Here is a 19353-nt window from a genome sequence, read left to right as displayed (position 1 = left end):
CTGTCGCAGGGATAGCCTCGGACCATGCAACTAGGCGTCAACGTCCCGAACTTCGGACCCGGGACCGATCCCGGCGTCCTGCGCGAGTGGGCGCGGACCGCGGAGGGACTCGGCTTCGACCTCCTGATGATGTCGGATCACGTGGCCGTCACCCCGGACGTGGCCGAGCGGTACCCGGAGCCGTTCTACGAGCCGTTCACCACGCTGTCGTGGCTGGCCGGCATCACCACCGAGCTCCGGCTGGGCACCACCGTTCTCGTACTTCCCTACCGGCATCCGCTCCTGGTGGCACGCATGGCGACCAATCTCCAGCAGCTCAGTGGGGGCCGGTTCGTCCTCGGGGTCGGCGTCGGCTGGGCGCGTCAGGAATTCGAGGCGCTCGGCGTGCCGTTCACCCGGCGCGGCAGGCTCACCGACGATTACCTGGGCACCCTGCGGGACGCCTGGCGCGCGCAGACGGAGACCACCACGACGGCCGCGGTGTCCTCGCCGGTCCACGACCCAGTCCACGACCAAGTCCGCGACCAAGTCCTGGACCAGGTCCATGACCAAGTCCACCACCCGGTCCCCGCACCGGTCCACACCCCGGTCCCCGTCTGGGTCGGCGGCCACAGCGAGGCGGCGATCCGGCGTACCGTCAGGTTCGGCGACGCCTGGCACCCGCTGCGGCTCCCCCTGGCCCGGATGCGCTCGGTCCTGTCGGAGCACTCGCTGCCGGCGTTCGCACCCCGCATCGCCCTTCGCCTGACCGACACACCGGTCGACGACCCCGAACGGCCCGCCGGCGTCGGCACCGTCGAGCAGATCCTCGACGACCTTGAGCAGCTCCGCCTGCTCGGCGCCGACACCGTCGTGTTCGACCCGTACCACGGAGATCCGGAGGAGACCCGCCGGCCCGACCGGGCCTGGCATGCGCTCACCGCCGTGGCCACCCGATGGAGGAACGCATCGTGATCACCACCGCCGACGAGACCCTGCTGCGGCGCGCCATCGGCATCGCGGCCCGTGCCGTCACCCTGGGCGACGCACCGTACGGCTCCCTGCTGGCCGGCCCGGACGGCACCGTGCTCGCCGAGGCCCACAACACGGTGCGGCGCGACGACGACATCACCGCCCACCCGGAACTGAAGCTCGCCCGCTGGGCGGCCCGCGAGCTCGACCCGGAGACGGCCGCACGGGTCACCCTGTACACCAGCTGCCAGCCCTGCGGCATGTGTGCAGGCGGCATCGTCCGCTCCGGGATCGGCCGGGTCGTCCATGCCCTCTCCACCGAGCAACTCGTCGAACTCAACCCGCAGTCGGGCGCCTGGCCGGCGGTGGCGCAGGAGGGCCCGGCGCTGTTCGACGAGGCGCGCGCGCCGATCGACGCCTACTACCGGCCGTAGCTCCCGCGGACAGGGGCTGCCCGCCGGAGTCCGTACCCGACGGCCCTCCGGCCGGGGCCGGTCGACCCTGTTCCAACGGCCCGGCAGTCGGGGTGACGCGGGTCACATTCCGGGATGTCACATCTCGGCGAGCTCGTTCCGTCCTGGGGGTGTAGTCATCGACCGACGACGGAGGAACCCGCCATGAACGCTCGCCTGAACATGTTCGACAGCCCGGTCGCCGTCAAGGCCTGGAAGCACATCATCGCGGCGGGCAAGGTGCTCGCGGACGCGTCGCTGCCGGCCGCCACCGTGGAGCTGATGAGGGTCCGCGCCAGCCAGATCAACGGGTGCGGCTTCTGCCTCGACATGCACACCAAGGACGCCACCGCCGCCGGGGAGACCCCCATACGGCTCCACCTCGTCGCCGCCTGGCGCGAGGCCACCGTCTTCACCGACGCCGAGCGCGCCGCCCTGGAGCTGACGGAACAGGGCACCCGCCTCGCCGACGGCGCCGGCGGCGTCACGGACGAGGCCTGGGCCGACGCCGCCAAGTATTTCGACGAGGACCAGCTCGCCGCCCTGGTCTCCCAGATCGCGCTCATCAACGCCTTCAACCGGGCCAACGTCATGATCCAGCAGCCCGCCGGTGGCTACCAGCCCGGCCAGTACGCCTAGCCGCGCCCGCGCCTCCCCCGTACCTGTTGAAGGAGAACCCCATGAACATCGCCCTGTGGATCGTCACCGGACTGCTCGCGCTCGCCTACCTCGCCGGCGGCGGCTACAAGCTGGTCACCCCGAAGACGAAGATCGCCGCCGCAGGGCCGAGCGGGCAGTGGGTCGAGGACTTCAGCGCCGGGGGAGTCAAGGCCATCGGGGCCCTGGAGGCCCTGGCCGCCGTGGGTCTGATCCTGCCCGCGGTGCTCGGCATCGCACCGGTCCTCGTGCCGCTGGCCGCCGTCGGACTGCTGCTCGTCATGCTGGGGGCGGTGATCGTCCGGCTCCGGCGCCGGGAGCTGAAGCTCGTGGGTGTGGACCTGGCCTACATCGTCCTCATCGGGTTCGTGGTGTGGGGCCGCTTCGGTCCCGAGGCCTTCACCGGCTGACCGGGCCCGGCGCCCCGTCGGCCGCCACGAGCCGCCTCCGGTGGAGGACGGCGGAGCCGGCGGCGCAGAGCAGGGCGACCGTCAGCAGGGCGGCGTGGGCCGGGGTGATGTAGTCGGGGACGACGACGTTGTAGTCGTGGCCGTTCGACCCCTCGCAGACGACACGCAGCGGGAAGAAGTCCCCTCTGCGGCCGACGAGGGAAGGCACGTCTCCGGGGCGCCGCAGCTCGCACTCCTGGGCCTGTTCCTGGTCCTCCGTGAGGAGGACGAGGAGAAGTCCCCACAGGTAGAGGGCGGTTGCCACGGCGAGGGCGAGCAGGGGCACGTCCCGCAGGGCCCGGGTCGGGGTGTACCGCTGGAGGTTCTGCGGCGCGAGCCGCGAGAACAGGTAGACGGTGAGGGCCATCAGGGTCGTCGCCCCGGCGAACAGGGCGACGAGGAGACCGCCGACGTCGTGCCCCTGCCAGGGGTCGGACGCCGACTGCCAGGAATCCCATGTGTCGACCATGGTCGTCACCCTTTCAGGTGGAGGACCGGTCCGACCACGTCGATGGCCCGCCCGGACGGATCCGGGTGGGCCATCGACGTACTGCACGCGCCACCGGCGCACCTACCCCTTGCTGACCGCCGCCAGGATCTCCGGCAGCCGCCTCGCCGTCCGCGGCGCCGCCACCTTCAGGCCCGCCCAGACGAGGAGCGCGCCGTAGAGCGTGCCGGCCGGGAGCAGGAGCCAGAGCAGGGACTGCTGGTCGGAGAGGTGGAGATAGATCGTCCCGCCGATCAGCGGGGCGCACAGCAGCGGGGCCGTGAGCATGCCGCCGAGGATCGAGATCCACGCCAGAGCGCCCTGTCCCGGAGCCACGTTCTTGTAGCCGCTGTCCTGCGGGATCGAGTACGGGAAGGTGGCCGAGGCCACCGCGCCCGTCGCCAGCATCGCGCCGAGCAGGGCGAGCGCCAGGCCTACGGCGTCCGGGAGCCGCGACCAGTCGCCCAGGACGGCGACCGTGAGGACCGTGACGAAGACCGCGTACGGGAGGGTGACCATGAGCAGGGCCAGGGTCCGCGCCCGGAGTTCGGCGTACGCGTCGGCCGTCGTCGAGATGGTCTGGGCGACGATCCAGAACGCCGAGGTGTCCTGCCCGAACTGGTTGTACATCAGCATGCCGAGCATGCCGGAGGCGAAGCACGCCCAGTAGATCGAGCCCGTGCCCTGGAGCGCGTTGACGAGCGGGACGATCAGGCCGAGCGCGAGCGAGGTCACGGCCCCGGCCTTCGTCTTCGGGTCACGCCACAGATAGCGCAGGCTGCGCTCCATGACCGCGCCCGTGCGTCCGTCCGGCAGGATCCGGCCGAGCAGCCCCGCACTGTCGGACTTGGCGCGGACGGACGCGTCCGAGGCCGCGCCGATCGTCGAACCGTCGGGCTCGACCATCAGCCGCACCAGGCTCCGCTGCCACCAGTACCCGAGTCCCGCGAGCGTGGCCGCCGTGAGCAGCAGCCGGACCGTCGCCACCACGTAGTCGCCCTGGCTCGCGGAGTCGACCGCGCCGATCGCCGCGGCCGGCGGCAGCCAGCCGACGACGGCCGTCGCCGGTTCGAGCGACTCCAGACCGCCGGCCTGGCCCAGGCGCTGGGCGGCGAAGTTCACGACCTGCATGCCGACCGCGATGATCAGACCGCTGAGCAGCGCCAGGTCCCGGCCCTTGCGGGAGGTGAGGAGCCGGACGTTGGCGGCGGCCACGGCCCGGGACAGCGCCACGCACGTGACGGTCACGAGGGGGACGGACAGGACGGCGACGACCGTGCCGGCCGCGCCGTGCGCGACGGACAGCGCCGCGCCCAGGACCAGGACGAAGGTGAGGACGGGGCCGATGCCCACGAGGGAGGCCACGAGCAGCGCCCGGACCAGCGGCCGCGGCCGCAGCGGCAGCATGACGAGTCGCGACGGGTCGAGGGTCTCGTCGCCGCTCGGGATGAACAGCGGCATCACCGCCCAGGAGAGCGCGAGGGCCCCCGTGACGAGGATGGCGATGCTGTCGGCATCGGCGCTGCCCCGCATGAGCACGAAGGACAGCAGCAGGGCCGCGGCGAAGAGCGCTCCGATGACGATGGACAGGATGTACGCGACCGTACGCCCGCTCGACTGCCGCAGCCCGTTGCGCAGCAGGCTCAACTTGAGCCGCACGAAGACGGAGGTGAGGGAGGGGACGGGACCGGCCGTGGTGCCGGTGGCGGCCGTGGTCGTGGTCGGGAAGGCGTTCATCGCTGCGCCCCGCCGCCCAGCCAGTCCAGCGAGTCGCCCGCCGCCTCGCGCCCGTTCGCGCCGACCAGTTCCAGGAACGCGGCCTGGAGCGAGGGCGCGTCGCCCCGTACTTCGGCGAGCGTGCCCTGTGCGCGGATCCGGCCCGCGGCCATCACGGCGACCCAGTCGCAGAGCGACTCGACCAGTTCCATGACGTGGCTGGAGAAGACGACGGTGGCGCCGGAGGAGGTGTACCGCTCCAGGACCCCGCGGATGGTCTGCGCGGAGACCGGGTCGACGCCCTCGAAGGGCTCGTCGAGGAAGAGCACCTCGGGGTTGTGGAGCAGCGCCGCCGCGAGCCCGATCTTCTTCCGCATGCCGGTCGAGTAGTCGACGACCAGCTTGTTCTGCGAGCCGGTCAGGTCGAGCACGTCGAGGAGCTGCGCGGCCCGCTTGTCGACCTCGGCACCGGGCAGCCCCCGCAGCCGGCCGCTGTACGCGAGGAGTTCACGGCCCGAGAGCCGCTCGAAGAGCCGCAGGCCCTCCGGCAGGATGCCGATCCGGGCCTTGACCTGGGCGACCGACTCGGGGTCGGCCCACACGTCGTGCCCGGCGACCTGGATGCGGCCCTGGTCGGGGCGGAGCAGGCCGGTGATCATCGAGAGTGTGGTGGTCTTGCCGGCGCCGTTGGGTCCCACGAGCCCGATGAACTTGCCCGCGGGCAGCACCAGATCGATTCCGTTCACCGCGATCTGCTGGCCGAATCGTTTCCACAAGCCCTCGACACGCACAGCGGGCACAGCACCGTCTCCCGGTGCGGCGCCCGCTTTGTCGAACACTCCGTCAAATGCCTGGTCAGGCATGGTCTGTCAGCCCCTCGTCCGTCCCCGTGTGTCTTACGGGCCCCACCCTAAGGGTGGGGCCCGCGGGGACCCAGGGTCAGGACGTCCGGCTTCTCGCCTCCGCCGCTTCCCGGCCACACGCGTAGGCGAGGGCGCTGATCAGTTCCTCCGCGTCGGGGAGCCAGCGGTTCGCCGGTGTGGGGCGCCGGGCCCACTGCACCGCGCCGCAGCCGCCGATGCGGGTGGGCGGGGCCGCCACGTAGTGCCCCTCGCCGCGGGTGGTGAGGTCGATGGCGGCCGGGACCCAGCCGAGCTTGCGGACGAGGTCCGGCACCTTGGTCGCGGCGCCGGGCAGGACGAAGAAGTACATGCGGCGGTCCGGGGTGCAGGTCACCGGGCCGAGCGTCAGCTCCATCCGCTCCATCCGGGCGAGCGCCAGGAACCCGGCGGACTCGGGCACCTCGATCGCGTCGAACGTGCGACCCGTCGGCAGCAGGATCGACGATTTCGGCTGCTTCGACCACATGCGCCGGGCGCCGACCCCGCTGCCGGTCGCCTGGGTCGACCAGTCGGGCCTGACGGCGTGGGCGCCGGGCACGGCGCACGCGTCCGCGCCGCAGGAGCAGCGCTCCCTGCCCTCGACGGCCTCCAGCCAGGTCCCGGGAAACACGTCCCAGTGCCGCTCTTCCGCGTACCGCACGGCGCTGTCCAGCAGCTGCTCGCCTCGCTGCTTGGGGATCTGTGCGGCTTCCGTGACTCCGATGGTCTCTTCCACGGTGAACACAACTTCCCCCGCCACCTGGGGTTACGGCCAGGGGTCCGAGCGGTGTGAGGCATCGATCCTGCACGCGGGGCGCATCGGTGCACGAGCGGGGGCGCGCGGGGGGACGGGGAGCGGGGGTGGGTACGCACAGGTGGGGGCGTCGGCGGCGAAGTCGCGGCCGACGTGTCCGGTTTCGCGTGTTCACATCGGCATTGACCGGATATCCACCGGGCAGTGATCACTTCTCCAGTGATCACCGCACGGCCTCAGGGGGTACTCATGGCAGCCAGGCCACTCGTTCCGCGTCAGCTCAACGAACGGCTCCAGGCGCTCATCCAGGAGGCCGGCTGTTCCAACGCCGGCCTCGCCCGCAGGGTCAACATGGTCGGCGCGGAGCGCGGACTCGACCTGCGGTACGACAAGACGTCGGTGGCGCGCTGGCTGCGCGGGCAGCAGCCGCGCGGGCGCGCGCCGGGGATCATCGCCGAGGCGCTGGGCCGCAAGCTCGGCCGTACGGTCACGATCGACGAGGTCGGCATGGCCAACGGCCGGAACCTCGCGGCCGGCGTGGGGCTCCAGTTCGCGCCGACCGTGCCCGGGGCGATCGAGCAGGTCTGCGAGCTGTGGCGCAGTGACGTGGGCCGCCGCGACTTCCTCTCCGGCTCCACGGTCGCGTCCTCCGCGCTCGTCGAGCCCAGCCGGGACTGGCTGATCACCGGGCCCGACGCGCACGTGGCCCGGATGGCGGGCGCGCGCGTCGGGGTCGCGGACGTGGCGGCCGTACGGGAGATGACGGCGGCGCTCGTCGACCTCGACCGGCGGTTCGGCAGCGGGCACGTGCGACCGGTCGTCGTCCACTACCTCAACAGCGTGGTGTCGGGGATGCTGTCCGGCTCGTACCGGGAGGCGGTCGGCCGGCAGCTGTTCGCGGCGGTCGCCCGACTGACCGAGCTCGCCGGGTACATGGCGGTGGACACGGGTGAACCGGGCCTCGCCCAGCGGTACTACATCCAGGCGCTGCGGCTCGCGCAGGCGGCCGGTGACCGGGGCTACGGCGGGTACGTCCTCGCCGCCTCGATGAGCCACCTCGCCGCCCAGCTCGGAAACCCACGGGAGATCGCACAGTTGGCGCGGGCGGCGCAGGAGGGCGCGCGCGGGAAGGTGCCGCCGCGGGCCGAGGCGATGTTCCTCGCGGCCGAGGCGCGCGGGCACGCGCTGCTCGGGGACGTCAGCGCCTTCGAGACCGCGGCGGGCCGTGCCGTACGGGCCCTGGAGCAGGCCGATCCGGAGTCGGGCGACGACCCGGCGTGGATCGCCCACTTCGACCACGCGTACCTCGCCGACGAACTGGCCCACTGCCACCGGGACCTGGGGAACGCGGCGGAGGCGGCGCGGGCCGCGGAGGAGTCGATCGCCGGGCACCCGGAGACCCGTGCGCGGCGCCGGGCGATCGGCCTGGCCCTGCTCGCCTCGGCGCAGGTCCAGCAGCGGGAGGTCGAGCAGGCCTGCCGGACGGGCACGCGGGCGCTCGAACTGCTCGGCACGCTGCGGTCGTCGAGGGGCGCGGAGTACCTGGACGATCTGCGGGAGCGCCTGGAGCCGTACGCGGGGGAGGCGGTGGTACGGGAGTTCGGGGCGCGGATGGAGCTGTATGCCGCTTAGTCCCTGAGGGGGGCGGTGCCGTTCGAGAAGGTTGTGTAACCGGGCTCACACGTGTGTGCGGAGCCCCGGGCGCACCCGGTAGCGTGAGCCGACGATTCCGTAGGTCCATCAGTAGGAGTCCCGGTGACGCAGAACGGACAGGGTCCGGAGCCGCAGTACCCGGCGGTGCCCCCCGCGCAGAACGCCCAAGGGGGAGCACAGCCGTACGGTGGCGCCTGGGGTCCCGCCGGCGCAGCGCCGGGCGGGCAGCCGCTGCCGCCCGCACAGCCCCTGCCTCCGGAGGCGGCACCGGGCGGCGCCGCCGACATGCAGTCCACCCAGTACCTGCCGCCGATCCCGCCGCAGGGCGCGCCGCAGCCCGGCTACGGCTACCCGGGGCCGGGCGCCCCGGGCGGCGCCGACATGCAGGCGACCCAGCACATAGCGCCGGTCCCGGGCGGAATGCCGCCGGTGTCCCCGGTCCAGGGCGGGATGCCGCAGGCGCCGGGGCAGCACCCGGGCCCGCAGCCGGGCTACGGATACCCGCAGCAGGCGCCCGGCGGGATGCCGCAGGCCGGTCCGCAGCCCGGGTACGGCTATCCGCCGCCGGCCGGGGACATGCAGGCCACCCAGCACATCGCCCCCGTGCCGCCGCAGCAGGGCGGGGGCGCCCAGACCCAGTTCCTGGGCACCGGGCCGCTCCAGGCGCAGGGCCCCGGACCCGCGGGTGCCTCCGACGCCACCCAGTACATCGCCCCCGTACCGGCGCAGGAGCCCGGTGAGCGCCAGCCGCCCGCCGAGTTCGACAACCTCTTCCGTACGGAGGCCCCGCGCGCGCCGCAGGCCCCGCAGCAGCCGCACGCGCAGGCCTACCAGCAGCCCGCCCCGGCCCCGTACCAGCAGCATCAGCCGCCGCAGCACCAGCAGCACCACCAGCCGCCGGCGCCCCCGCAGCAGTACGCCTACCAGGACGCCTACTACGACGACGGCGCCGAGCCGGAGCCCTCGCGCCGCAAGTCGCCGGTCGCGCTGATCGCCGCCGTCGTCGTCGGCTGCGCCGTCGTCGGCCTCGGCGCCGGTGCGCTGCTCAGCGGAGGCGACGAGGACAAGGACCCCAAGAAGGGCCCCCAGAACGTGGCGGAGAGCTCCGCCGCGCCGTCCGGCGAGGCGACGACGCCGCCCACCGAGAAGCCGGCCGACCCGGCGGAGCCGCAGGCGCAGGAGCTGAGCAAGCTCCTCGCGACCAGCAGCAGCAGCCGCGACACGGTGATCAGCTCCGTCGAGTCCATCAAGCAGTGCAAGAACCTGGACAAGGCCGCGAGTGACCTGCGGGGCGCCGCCGAGCAGCGCCGGGGCCTGGTCACCAAGCTCCAGTCGCTGTCGGTCGACAAGATCCCGGACAACCCCGCACTGACGGCCTCGCTCATCAAGGCCTGGCAGGCCTCGGCGTCCGCGGACGACCACTACGCGGCCTGGGCGGACCAGATGAAGGCCAAGAAGGCCTGCAAGGGCGGCAAGGCCCGCTCGACCAACCACCTGGTCGCGGCGAGCGACAAGAGCGGCGAGGCCACCACCGCGAAGAAGAAGGCGGCCTCGCTGTGGAACCCGACGGCCGCGAAGTACGGCCTGGAGAAGCGGACGTACACCCAGCTGTAGGGGACGGGCTCAGGGGGCGCTGAGGACGGTCTCGCCGACGTCGACGAAGCCGGGCTTCTGCGCCACCAGCTGCCCCTTGCGGACCACCTGGAACGTCACCTCGTGGTTGACGATCCGGGGGAAGCCGGGGGCGCCGAGCATGTCCTCGTACTTCCAGCGCAGGGTGGGGGTCAGGCCGCCGGTGTCGATCTTCGCGCCCCGGTCGAGGGCGTGGGCGATCCGGCCGGCCGTGATCTCGTCGGAGTCGAGGCCCTCGATGACCTCCTTGAGGACCGTGTAGGCGATCCAGGTGGTCTGGACGCCCGCGTCGGCCGGGTCGACCCGGTTGTCGGCGAAGGCGTGCTCCTGGATGACCTTCCGCATCGGCGCCCAGCTCTTGTCGGCCGCCTCCGGGTACCAGCCGGTGACGAACGCGCCTTCGAAGGGGCTGTGGGCGCCTCCGGTGCGGTCGATCACGGGCTGGCCGACGCTGCCGAGGACGGAGGAGATCCGCACGGCCTCCTTCTTCTCGCCGGAGTCGTCGCCGGAGCCGTTGCCGCTGTCGCCGCTGTCGCCGCCGCCCTCCTGGTCCGGGAGGCGGCGGAAGGAGTCGAAGAAGGTCTGGGTGCGCTCGCCGAGCACGGCGGTGACGCAGCCGTCCTTCTCACCGGCCTTCTCACGGGCCGTGGTGGCCTGCGCGGTGTACTCGGCGGCGTCCTCGACGGCGGGGATGTCGACGGCCCCCCGGTGGCTCGCCTTGCGCAGGCCGGAGTCGAGGAGCTCGGGGAGCTTGTCGCCGGCGAGGGTGTCGGGCCGGACGAGGGAGACGGTCCGGCAGGACCCGGCGAGCTGCATGCCGTGACCGGCGATGAGGGCCGCCTGGCCGCCGTTGACGGGGTACGAGAGCGGGCTGGTGAACTCGTCCTCGGAGATGCCGTAGCCGCCGATGTACGGGATCTCGGCGGCCTCCAGGGGCGCCATGAAGGCCCGCCCGTTCTGGCTGTACGAGCCGACGACCGCGACCGCGTTCTCGCGGACGGCCCGGCGGGCACACTCGGCGGCGCCGGTGGCGGTGTTCCTCTCGTTGCAGGTGAGGATGCGCAGTTCGTGGCCGTCGATGCCGCCCTGGGAGTTGACCCAGCGGGCGTAGGCCTGCGCCATAGCGGGCATTCCGGGCATATTGGTGGCTCGGGTCTGGTCGGGAGCCCACGTCATCACCGTGACGGGCTCCCTGGAACCCCCCGTGGTACCAGGGAGCACGCCACACCCGGTGAGCAACGAAGCTCCGGCCGCCGCGGTCGTGACATACGCGATGAGTGAGGTCAGTCGCCTACCGGTCATGGGCATGCACATTTCCGCCTCATGGGTAACGCGGGAGTGAGGTCGGTTCAACGGTGGGTGACGTGAAGGTGAATTACGGGGGCTGCGAGGGGGCGGCTCCGGTTACCGGACAAGGGAACGTACGATCGAAACGTGTCCAGTCCAGTCTCCGGTTCGGTTAACTCTTCCCGTCGCGGCCGTCGCTCCTCCACCATGGGCGGCATGCCGCTCAACGACATGCCGTGGTGGCGCTGGCGCAGCAACGTGCGCTCGGCGCTGCACATGCTCTCCGACCCCGGGTTCCACGAGACCACCTGGCTGGCCGGCCTGGACGGGTACGGCGACGTCACCGACGCCGTCTACCGCCTGGTCGAGGACACCTGGCTCGACAACTGGTCCGCCGAGAAATACGTCGGCTCGATCTTCCGAGACACCGGCGAGGCCGCCCTCGTCGACGTCGCCGTCCTCCGGGTGCTGCGCATCATGCACCAGGTGGGCCCCGACGCCCCCGTCTCCGCCTATCTGCAGCACCCCGGGTGGCCGGAGGCCGTACGGGCCGCCCGCGAGGCACACGTACGCCTCGCGCAGGCCGACGGGGAGGACCCCGACACGCCTCCGCGCTCCCTGGACGTGCTGCACATCATGACCGGGTCCTGACCCCGCCGTTCCGTCTGCCGGACAGTGGGTCACCCGGCCCGTCCGGGTGTGGCAGGCTGACGGGATGACCGACCAGTACGTCCTCACCCTCTCGTGCCCCGACAAGCAGGGCATCGTGCACGCCGTGTCGAGCTACCTCTTCATCACCGGGTGCAACATCGAGGACAGTCAGCAGTTCGGAGACCGTGACAGCGGACTCTTCTTCATGCGGGTCCACTTCTCGGCCGAGGCGCCCGTGAACGTCGACAAGCTGCGGGCCAGCTTCGCCGCGGTCGGCGACTCCTTCGAGATGGACTGGCAGATCAACCGCGCCGACCAGCGCATGCGGGTCGTCCTCATGGTGTCGAAGTTCGGCCACTGCCTGAACGACCTGCTGTTCCGCTCGCGGATCGGCGCGCTGCCGGTCGAGATCGTCGCCGTCGTCTCCAACCACACCGACTTCGAGGAACTCGTCGGCTCGTACGGGCTGCCCTTCCGGCACATCCCCGTCACCAAGGACACCAAGGCGGAGGCCGAGGCGACGCTCCTGGACCTCGTCCGCGAGGAGAACGTCGAGCTGGTCGTCCTCGCCCGCTACATGCAGGTCCTCTCCGACGACCTCTGCAAGCAGCTCTCCGGGCGGATCATCAACATCCACCACTCCTTCCTCCCCAGCTTCAAGGGCGCCAAGCCCTACCACCAGGCGCACGCGCGCGGTGTGAAGCTGATCGGCGCGACGGCCCACTACGTGACCGCCGACCTCGACGAGGGCCCGATCATCGAGCAGGAGGTCGAGCGGGTCGGCCACGAGGTGACCCCCGACCAGCTGGTCGCTATCGGCCGCGACGTGGAGTGCCAGGCGCTGGCCCGCGCGGTGAAGTGGCACGCGGAACACCGCATCCTCCTGAACGGCCGCCGCACGGTGGTCTTCGCGTAACGCCCGTCGCCCACCGGCCCACCGGCCCGGTGGGCGGTCGGCCGTCGGCCGACCCCGACCGGCGTCAGCCGAGGATCGAGCCGTCCGACTCGGCGGCTTCGTCGGCGCTGGGGACGGTGACCTTCACCGGCTTGCCCAGCTCGGTGAGCGTGAGCGTGTTGACGGAGAGCGGCATGCCCTCGATGTTCAGCGAGAGACGCATCTTCACGACCCGCTTCCGTCCGTCCACCCACACGTCGGCGGACGCGGGGAGCGGGCCGCCCAGGAGCTTGCGAATCTTGTCCACCAGCGCCCGACGGTCCTCCGCCATCTCCAGGATGAGGGCCGCGTGCGGGAGGTGGCCGCGGTAGTGCGTGACCGGCGCGCCGTTCAGCTTCTCCTCGCCGACCCGCGTGAACCGCTCGCCCAGGGCGACCTGCCGCAGCGTGTACTCGGGGTCGTTGGCGGGCGCCCGGAGGGCGTGGCGGGCCTCGACGTCGGCGCGATCGAGATAGGACCACGGCATCGTCTCGTCGCCGACGGTGCTCCGCAGGTAGATCCGCTTCGAGGTGAGGACCTCCTCGACCTGGGCCACCTTCCCCATGCCCGAACGGAGGGAGCCGAGGTCCCGCGCGAAGTCGTGGGCGCCGCTGGTCGTGATGACGTACGGAGCCGCCGACGGGCTCGTACCGATCTCCGTCCGGTACGAGAACCGGGCGGTGGTCCGGCCGGTCGCCGCGACGGCGTCGCGTATCGCGCGGGTCTCGTCGGCGGGGGTCGTCGCGACGGCGCTCGGTGTCGAGGCCGGGGCGGTGGCGCCGGGCTTCGCTTCCACGGTGGCGCAGCCGGCGGTCAGCAGCGCGGCGCAGAGCAGGACGGACGGAAGCGCACGGCGCATGAGGGAGGAACTCCATGTCACGGGGGCGGGTCGTGCCTCCCGGCAATGTGCACGACACAAGTGCTGACCAGCCTATATGTGCCTCCCGCGGGTCTTTCTACAGGCGGCTCAGCGACGCCACCGCCGACAGGACGTCCTTGATCGCTTCGCGGTCGCCGTCCTGTCCGGCCGCCGCTTCCTCCGGGGAGATGTGGCCCGCCACCAGCTGGCAGAACTCGACGCCGTCCATCGCGACCTGCGCCACCGTCTGTTCCGGTGAGCCGATCGCCGCCGGGGAGTCGAGCGCGATGTACCAGTGGCCGCCGCCCGCGCCCTCCACCTCCAGGTGGAGCGAGCGGCCCGGCGCGCCCGCCGCGACCAGCCGGCGGGCGGGGGACGCGAGGCCCGTGCGGCGGCGGTGCGCCAGGGCCGCCGGGAGCAGACGGGCCGCCAGGTCGATCATGTCGTGCAGATGCGCCCCGCTCGGCGGCGCGTACGGGTACGCCACCGCGTTCGCGATGTCGTCCGCGTGCACCCAGCACTCGAAGGCCCGCTCAAGGAGCGAGTCCCGCAGCGGCAGCGCGAAGTCCTTGTACGTGACCGTCAGGTCCGCGACACCGCGCCCGGCGAACGAGACCGTACGGATCAGCGTGTGGCTCTGCTCCCGCCACGGCCCTCGGATCGAGCGGTTCGGCGGCCGGTCCAGGCCCGACCAGAACGCCTCCGTCCGCTCCGACGGCGACAGTTCCGGAGTCCCGGTGCCCAGCGGGTCTTCGAGCCCGAGCGCCGACGACACCAGGCCGTCCACCGCGAGGAGATGGCCGATGACTCCCGCGACCGTCGCCTTCCGGCGTACGATCCGGTCCCCGTCGTACCACTTCAGCCGCACCGGCGCGTGCCACTCCGACTCGCCGATGTCCCGCAGGAGCGCGTCGAGCCGCGCGGTCTCCGCGTCGTACGGCGTCACCCATTCCGGCACCGGGATGCGCGCCGGGCGCCGGCCCAGGCAGTTCTCCAGGACCCGGGACCGCAGCAGCGGGTCGAGGTCCAGGTCGCGGTCCTCGTGCAGCAGCGTCACCGCGTCCCGCAGCCGCAGCGCCTCGTCCGCGCACGGCGCGCAGGCCGTGAGGTGGTCCTCGACGGCCTTCGTCTCCCCGGCCGAACACGCCGAGAGCGCCCACGCCCCGAGGAGGGACTTGAGCACCCCGTGGCTGAGGACCGGTACGTCGGGCTCGGGTTCCACCCCGGACTTCTCCTCTTCCGGCGCTGCTTCCGGCGCTGAGTTCGGATCGGCCGTCAGGTCCGCGTGGTCGTCCGCCGCCCGACGCGGCCCCGGTATCCACGGGGCGCGTGCGACGTCGTTCCCGTCGTCGTCGTTCGCCCCGGTCACAGCGTCCGTCCGTAGCCGGGCGGACCGCCGCCCTCGGACGCGGGCCGGTTCGCCGAGGAGAGCAGCTGCAGCCCGAGGCGGAGGCGCCGCCGCGCCTCGTCCTCGGTGACGCCGAGGTCCGCGGCGGTCTGCCGGTAGTCCCGCCGCTGGAAGTACGCCAGTTCGAGCGCGGCCCGCAGGGGTGTCGGCATGGACGTCACGATGTAGTCGGCGCGGGCCGCGACGGAGGCCCGCCGCACCTTCTGCTCCAGCTCCTCCGCCGAGCCCCGGCCCGTCTCCGCGTACGCCGTCGCCTCGGCCTGCCGCAGCCGGTGGACGGCCTGCCGCTGTGTCAGCTTGGCGACCCACGAGCGCAGGTTCCCCTGCTTGGGGTCGTACGCGTCCGGGTTCTCCCAGATGTAGCCGAAGACCTCGCGGGTGATCTGGTCGGCCGCGGCGTCGTCGTCGAGGACCCGGTGGGCGAGGCTGTGCACCAGAGCGGCGAACCGGTCGTACAGCTCGCCGAGCGCGGCCGCCTCGCCGCGCGCCAGCCGCTGCTGCATCCTGCGGTCCCAGCGCGGTGGTGTGTCCATCGCCATCCGACCCTCCGCCCCTCCTGTGGCTTCCCGACGGCTCCCGGTTCTCCTCCAAAGTAGTGCGCCGTCCCGACAACGCACGCATGTTTCCCGCAAGTACGCCCTTGACGTCGCCCCGGATGGTAAGGAACGCGTCATCCCTGATTCCGGGGGTTTCGGTTCGCGCCGGTGGGGCAGGCGGCGACCGTGACGACGATCGAGGTCGACGAGAACGAGTACGGCTCCTGGACGGTGTTCCACGTGCGGGGCGAAATGGACCTGGTCACCTCCCCCCGGATACGCCGCCGCGTCCACGACGCCGTGGCGGGCGGCCGCCACGACCTGGTGATCGACCTGTCCGCCGTGCGGTTCTGCGATTCCAGCGGGGTCGGGGTACTGATCGCAGCCCGCCGACTGCTCCGCTCCTGCGGCGGCAGGCTGCGCCTGATCCTCCCCGAGAACAGGGACGGGCACGTCGGCCGGGTGCTCGGCGCGCTCGGTGTCCGCCGCCTCTTCGAGGTGTACGAGGACGTTCCCGCGGCGATGGCGGACAGACCCGAGCCCCTCAGCGCCTGAGGCGCCGGCAGGGTCAGCCGATGGACCGGATGGTGTTCCAGGAGCTCAGCCCGACCGTGGTGCGCGGGCCGTCCACCGGGGTCCCCGTGTCGCCCGTCCCGCCCGCGTAGAAGAGCAGGGTGCCGGTGCCCTCGTTCGTCGTGGCCCACAGGTCGGCCACGCCGTTCCGGTCGGCGTCGGCGCCTCCCGCGAGCAGCGGGCGCGCACCGACCCCGAACCCGTACCCGTACAGGACGCGGTCGCCGAAGGTCCCGTCGTCGTCGCCCCGGTAGAGCCAGAGGTCGCCGGTCCCGGTGTCCCGGGCGAGCAGGTCGGCCCGGCCGTCCCGGTCGGCGTCACCGGGTGAGGCGAGCGTCATGGCGTCCCAGCCGCTGTCGCCGATCGCGCGGGGTGCGGCCACCGCCGGTGCGGAGCCGCGGACCCCGGCGTGGAGCCACAGCTTGTCGCCGTACCGGAGGACCGCGTCGGGGTGTCCGTCGTGGGTGGTGTCGCCGACGCCCACGACCTGGGCGCCGGTGGGCAGTCCGGTCGCGACCGTGACCGGCGCGGCGAGCGCGCCGCCGCCGCGGTTGGCGTAGACGCGCAGCTCACCGCCGACGCGGGCGAGCACGTCCTCCCTGCCGTCCCCGGTCCAGTCCCCGCGGTGCGCCACCGAGGCGCTGTACCAGCCGCCGGTGCCGATGACGTCGTGGGCGCCGGGGATCCCGCCGGTGCCCTCGCCGTGGTAGAGCCGCAGCTTGCCGTCGGCGTCGACGGCGACGAGGTCGGGCGCGCCGTCGCCGGTCATGTCGCCGGGGACGGGGGCGGGGCGGCGGTAGCCGATGACCGGGGCGTGGTCGGAGTAGCCGTTGGGGGGTTCGGCGCCGGAGAGCAGGTTGTGCGTGGTGTCGAGGAGGGAGTGGTCGACGGTGCAGGACACGAACCGCTGCCCACCGGGCCGCTCGGTTCCGAAGAGGTGGTCGATGCGGCTCCAGTGCGGCTGGGCGGCGGCGTTCTCCCAGTGGACGGAGGTGTCGTCGTCGTTCCGGCAGCGGCCGAGGGCGGTGGTGATCGGCTCCAGGGCTGCCGTGGTCTCGCGGTAGTTGAAGTCGCCGCCGAGGACGACACCGGTGGCGAGCGCGGATGTGAGGTGGTCGTGGACGGTTTTGCTCTGCCGTTCTGCCACGGTGCTGTCGCTGTCGATGAGGTGCGTGGTGCAGAGCTTGTCCGTGAGGCCGGTGACCCGTGCGCAGAGCAGGGGAAGCCGGCGCTCGGAGACCCCGGCGGGGACGGTCTCGACGCGCTCGACGGGGCCGTCGAAGGTTCCCTTGACGGCGAGCAGGACGCCGACCGTGCCGCCCAGAGCGGTGCCGCGGCAATTCGATACGGGGTTGAGCGAGGTGTTGGTCGCGTCGGTGTAGTCCTTGGCCCTGTTCCCGGCGGCGTGCGCGAGGGACCAGCCGGCGCCGAGGCGGGCGGCGAGCAGCGCCATGTGACTCTTCTCGGCACCGGCCGGGGGCGTCGCGCCCTCGTAGCCGCAGGCCTCCTGGAGCATCACGACGTTCGCCTGGTGGGCGTCGACGAGCTTCTTGACCTCGTCCATCTTGAGACCGGGCTCGTTGCGGTACGGGCAGTAGCCGATCTTCCCGCGGTCGCTGCCGGCCTCGCCGCAGATGTTCCAGCTGATGACACGTACTTCATCGGCGTAGGGCGCGGTCGTCGTCGGCGCTGTCGCTGCCGTCGCCGGGCTCGCCGCCGGTATGCCGAGCAGCAGGCCGGCGACGGCCGCCAGTCCCGCCGCGAAAGCGATGGGTCGTCTTCTCATGTGATTCCCCCTCAGGTTCCGCGAGTGGGAACTCGCGGAAGGATCCCGGGGATTATAGAGAGCGGCCGAACCGCTCCCTGAGTTTGTACTTCAGCACCTTCCGCAGGGTCTCGTTGCGGGGGAGTTCGGCCACCACCTCCAGCTGTTCCGGCAGTTTGTGGACCGAGAGGCCCGCCTCGCGGAGGAAGGCAGTGACCGCCGGGAGGGTCAGCGGGGCGGCGCCCGGGGGCTGTTCGACGACGGCGCAGACGCGTTCGCCGCGCTCGGCGTCCGGGAGGCCTATGACGGCCGTGTCGCCGATGTCCGGGTGCCGGTGGAGGAGGTCCTCGATCTCCTTGGCCGAGATGTTCTCGCCCTTGCGGATGATGATGTCCTTGATCCGGCCGGTGAGGACGAGATGCCCGCTCGGGGTGAGGTGTCCGACGTCGCCGGTGATGAGGAAGCCGTCCTCGTCGAAGGCGGCGGCCGTCTGCGCCGGGTCCAGATAGCCCCGGCAGACGGCCTCTCCGCGGAGCCGTACCTCCCCGGAACCGGTGATCCGGATCTCCATGCCGGCGGGCGGGCGGCCCTCGGTGGTCGCGAGGTTCTCGGGGGTGTCGTCGGGGGCGCCCATGGTGATCATGGGGACCTCGGTCATGCCGTACCCGTGGGTGAGTTGGCAGCCCAGCTCCTTCCGTACGGAGTGGTAGATCTCCGGCGGCTTCGGCGCTCCGCCGCCCGCGAGCAGCCGCAGGGTGGGGATGACCGGCTCGTCCGGCTGTTTGCGCTGCTCGGCGAGGAACATCGCGTAGAAGGCGGTGGATCCGCCGGCCACCGTGACCCCGTGCCGGCGGTACTCGTCCAGGGCGTCCGGCAGCGCGAACTGTTCGAACATGACGGCCGGGAATCCGTACAGCAGCAGCATCACCGTGTAGTCGGGCCCGGCGATGTGCGCGTACGGGAAGGCCATCGAGCCGACGTCGGACGAGGTGAGATGGAGCGCGTGGGCGAGGCAGGAGCCGCCCGCGAGGAGCGAGCGGTCGGTGTGCAGGACGCCCTTGGGGTCGGAGGTCGTGCCGGACGTCCAGTAGATCCAGCGGACGTCGGTCCCGGAGGACGGCGGCGGGGGAAGGACCGCCGGGTCGCCGTCGGGGAGGGAATCGGGGCCGTACGCCTCGAAGACGCCGTGCGCGCCGAGCCGCCGGGCCATCTCCGTATGGTCGAATCCGCGCCAGATTCCGGGAACGGCGAAGAACTCGGCCTTGGACTCGCGCAGCGCGAAGCCGACCTCCTTGTCCCGGTAGAAGGGGATCACGGGCGTCTGTACGGCTCCGATGCGGGCGAGCGCGAAGGAGAGCACCGCGGTCTCGATGCGGGTGGGCAGCTGCCAGGCGACGACCGTGCCGGGGCGCACCCCCATGGTGTGGAGCCCGGCGGCGCAGCGCTCGGCGCGCTCGCGCAGGCCCTCGAAGGTGAGGACGCGGTCTCCCTGGAGGAGGACGGGCCGGTCGGGGGTGAGGGCGGCGCGGCGTTCGACGAGTTCCCAGAGCGTGCGGGACTCGCCCAGGGCGTGTGCGGTCTCGGTCATCCGTTACCCCTCTTGGCTGACGTTCCGTCAGATCGTGCGGTGAGCGTAGAGGCCGGGCGCTTGTCGGTCCAGGGGTGCGCGGCTAGCCTGATGCCGTCAGATCTGACGGTCCATCAGAAA

The 19353-nt window shown here is 72.2% G+C and carries 19 protein-coding genes; 9 read left to right on the top strand and 10 right to left on the bottom strand.

Annotated elements, in window-relative coordinates:
* The first annotated feature begins 24 nt into the window (after positions 1-24).
* The 4 genes from OG259_RS18135 (at position 25) to OG259_RS18120 (ending at position 2470) form a co-directional block, all read left to right on the top strand.
* The gene (locus tag OG259_RS18135) at positions 25-954 is read left to right on the top strand and encodes an LLM class flavin-dependent oxidoreductase (protein WP_328943210.1); all 930 of its coding nucleotides are present in this window, start codon (positions 25-27) and stop codon (positions 952-954) included.
* Positions 951-1385 carry a nucleoside deaminase gene (locus tag OG259_RS18130; protein WP_328943209.1) on the top strand — a complete coding sequence of 145 codons (435 nt, stop codon included), beginning with the start codon at positions 951-953 and terminating at the stop codon, positions 1383-1385. The genes OG259_RS18135 and OG259_RS18130 overlap by 4 nt, the downstream gene beginning before the upstream one ends.
* Before the next feature lie 183 nt (positions 1386-1568).
* The gene (locus OG259_RS18125) at positions 1569-2042 is read left to right on the top strand and encodes a carboxymuconolactone decarboxylase family protein (protein ID WP_328943208.1); all 474 of its coding nucleotides are present in this window, start codon (positions 1569-1571) and stop codon (positions 2040-2042) included.
* A 41-nt stretch (positions 2043-2083) separates the two neighbouring features.
* The gene (locus OG259_RS18120; RefSeq protein ID WP_328943207.1) at positions 2084-2470 is read left to right on the top strand and encodes a DoxX family protein; all 387 of its coding nucleotides are present in this window, start codon (positions 2084-2086) and stop codon (positions 2468-2470) included.
* On the opposite strand, the gene OG259_RS18115 is transcribed toward OG259_RS18120, so the two are convergent.
* The 4 genes from OG259_RS18115 to OG259_RS18100 all read right to left on the bottom strand — a co-directional run bounded on the left by OG259_RS18115 (position 2460) and on the right by OG259_RS18100 (position 6329).
* A complete protein-coding gene (locus OG259_RS18115; RefSeq protein WP_328943206.1) occupies positions 2460-2978 on the bottom strand; it encodes a hypothetical protein in 519 nt (172 codons plus the stop codon). The genes OG259_RS18120 and OG259_RS18115 overlap by 11 nt on opposite strands.
* A 102-nt stretch (positions 2979-3080) precedes the next feature.
* Positions 3081-4733: a transporter gene (locus OG259_RS18110; protein WP_328943205.1), complete on the bottom strand. Its 1653-nt coding sequence runs from the start codon at positions 4731-4733 to the stop codon at positions 3081-3083.
* Positions 4730-5575, bottom strand: coding sequence for an ABC transporter ATP-binding protein (locus OG259_RS18105; RefSeq protein ID WP_328943204.1), 846 nt, complete (start codon positions 5573-5575; stop codon positions 4730-4732). The genes OG259_RS18110 and OG259_RS18105 overlap by 4 nt, the downstream gene beginning before the upstream one ends.
* Before the next feature lie 76 nt (positions 5576-5651).
* Entirely contained in the window at positions 5652-6329 is a 678-nt protein-coding gene (locus OG259_RS18100; protein ID WP_443051981.1) for a bifunctional DNA primase/polymerase, read from the bottom strand.
* Positions 6330-6596: 267 nt separating this feature from the next.
* Here OG259_RS18100 and OG259_RS18095 point away from each other — a divergent pair, with 267 nt between their 5' ends.
* Together OG259_RS18095 and OG259_RS18090 are read left to right on the top strand one after the other, a co-directional pair.
* Complete coding sequence (locus OG259_RS18095) at positions 6597-7979, top strand: transcriptional regulator (protein WP_266895106.1); 1383 nt, start codon at positions 6597-6599, stop codon at positions 7977-7979.
* A 123-nt stretch (positions 7980-8102) separates the two neighbouring features.
* Positions 8103-9614 carry a hypothetical protein gene (locus OG259_RS18090; protein WP_328943202.1) on the top strand — a complete coding sequence of 504 codons (1512 nt, stop codon included), beginning with the start codon at positions 8103-8105 and terminating at the stop codon, positions 9612-9614.
* Positions 9615-9623: 9 nt separating this feature from the next.
* Here the strand turns inward: OG259_RS18090 and OG259_RS18085 are convergent, their stop codons facing one another.
* Positions 9624-10934, bottom strand: a complete 1311-nt coding sequence (locus tag OG259_RS18085; RefSeq protein ID WP_443051980.1) for an ABC transporter substrate-binding protein — start codon at positions 10932-10934, stop codon at positions 9624-9626.
* Between the two features lie 192 nt (positions 10935-11126).
* On the opposite strand from OG259_RS18085, the gene OG259_RS18080 reads away from it, so the two are divergent.
* A complete protein-coding gene (locus OG259_RS18080) occupies positions 11127-11570 on the top strand; it encodes an SCO4402 family protein (RefSeq protein WP_266900866.1) in 444 nt (147 codons plus the stop codon).
* A 64-nt stretch (positions 11571-11634) separates the two neighbouring features.
* Entirely contained in the window at positions 11635-12486 is an 852-nt protein-coding gene (purU, locus tag OG259_RS18075) for a formyltetrahydrofolate deformylase (protein WP_328943200.1), read from the top strand.
* Positions 12487-12550: 64 nt separating this feature from the next.
* Here purU and OG259_RS18070 read toward each other — a convergent pair whose 3' ends face one another.
* The 3 genes from OG259_RS18070 to OG259_RS18060 all read right to left on the bottom strand — a co-directional run bounded on the left by OG259_RS18070 (position 12551) and on the right by OG259_RS18060 (position 15310).
* Positions 12551-13363 carry a hypothetical protein gene (locus OG259_RS18070; RefSeq protein WP_328943199.1) on the bottom strand — a complete coding sequence of 271 codons (813 nt, stop codon included), beginning with the start codon at positions 13361-13363 and terminating at the stop codon, positions 12551-12553.
* A gap of 97 nt (positions 13364-13460) precedes the next feature.
* Entirely contained in the window at positions 13461-14732 is a 1272-nt protein-coding gene (locus OG259_RS18065; RefSeq protein ID WP_328943198.1) for a maleylpyruvate isomerase N-terminal domain-containing protein, read from the bottom strand.
* On the bottom strand, positions 14729-15310 hold the full coding sequence (locus OG259_RS18060; protein WP_328943197.1) for a sigma-70 family RNA polymerase sigma factor: 582 nt from the start codon (positions 15308-15310) through the stop codon (positions 14729-14731). The genes OG259_RS18065 and OG259_RS18060 overlap by 4 nt, the downstream gene beginning before the upstream one ends.
* 183 nt (positions 15311-15493) lie before the next feature.
* Between OG259_RS18060 and OG259_RS18055 the strand changes: the two genes are divergently transcribed.
* Positions 15494-15862: an STAS domain-containing protein gene (locus OG259_RS18055; RefSeq protein ID WP_328943196.1), complete on the top strand. Its 369-nt coding sequence runs from the start codon at positions 15494-15496 to the stop codon at positions 15860-15862.
* Positions 15863-15875: 13 nt separating this feature from the next.
* Here OG259_RS18055 and OG259_RS18050 read toward each other — a convergent pair whose 3' ends face one another.
* The gene (locus OG259_RS18050; protein WP_328943195.1) at positions 15876-17666 is read right to left on the bottom strand and encodes an FG-GAP-like repeat-containing protein; all 1791 of its coding nucleotides are present in this window, start codon (positions 17664-17666) and stop codon (positions 15876-15878) included.
* A 52-nt stretch (positions 17667-17718) separates the two neighbouring features.
* Positions 17719-19233 (bottom strand): class I adenylate-forming enzyme family protein, encoded by a 1515-nt coding sequence (locus tag OG259_RS18045; protein ID WP_328943194.1) that lies wholly within the window; start codon positions 19231-19233, stop codon positions 17719-17721.
* Between the last annotated feature and the right edge of the window lie 120 nt (positions 19234-19353).

Origin of the sequence: Streptomyces sp. NBC_00250, assembly GCF_036192275.1 — a bacterium.
Lineage (GTDB): Bacteria > Actinomycetota > Actinomycetes > Streptomycetales > Streptomycetaceae > Streptomyces.
This window is presented reverse-complemented; position numbering and strand designations above follow the sequence as displayed.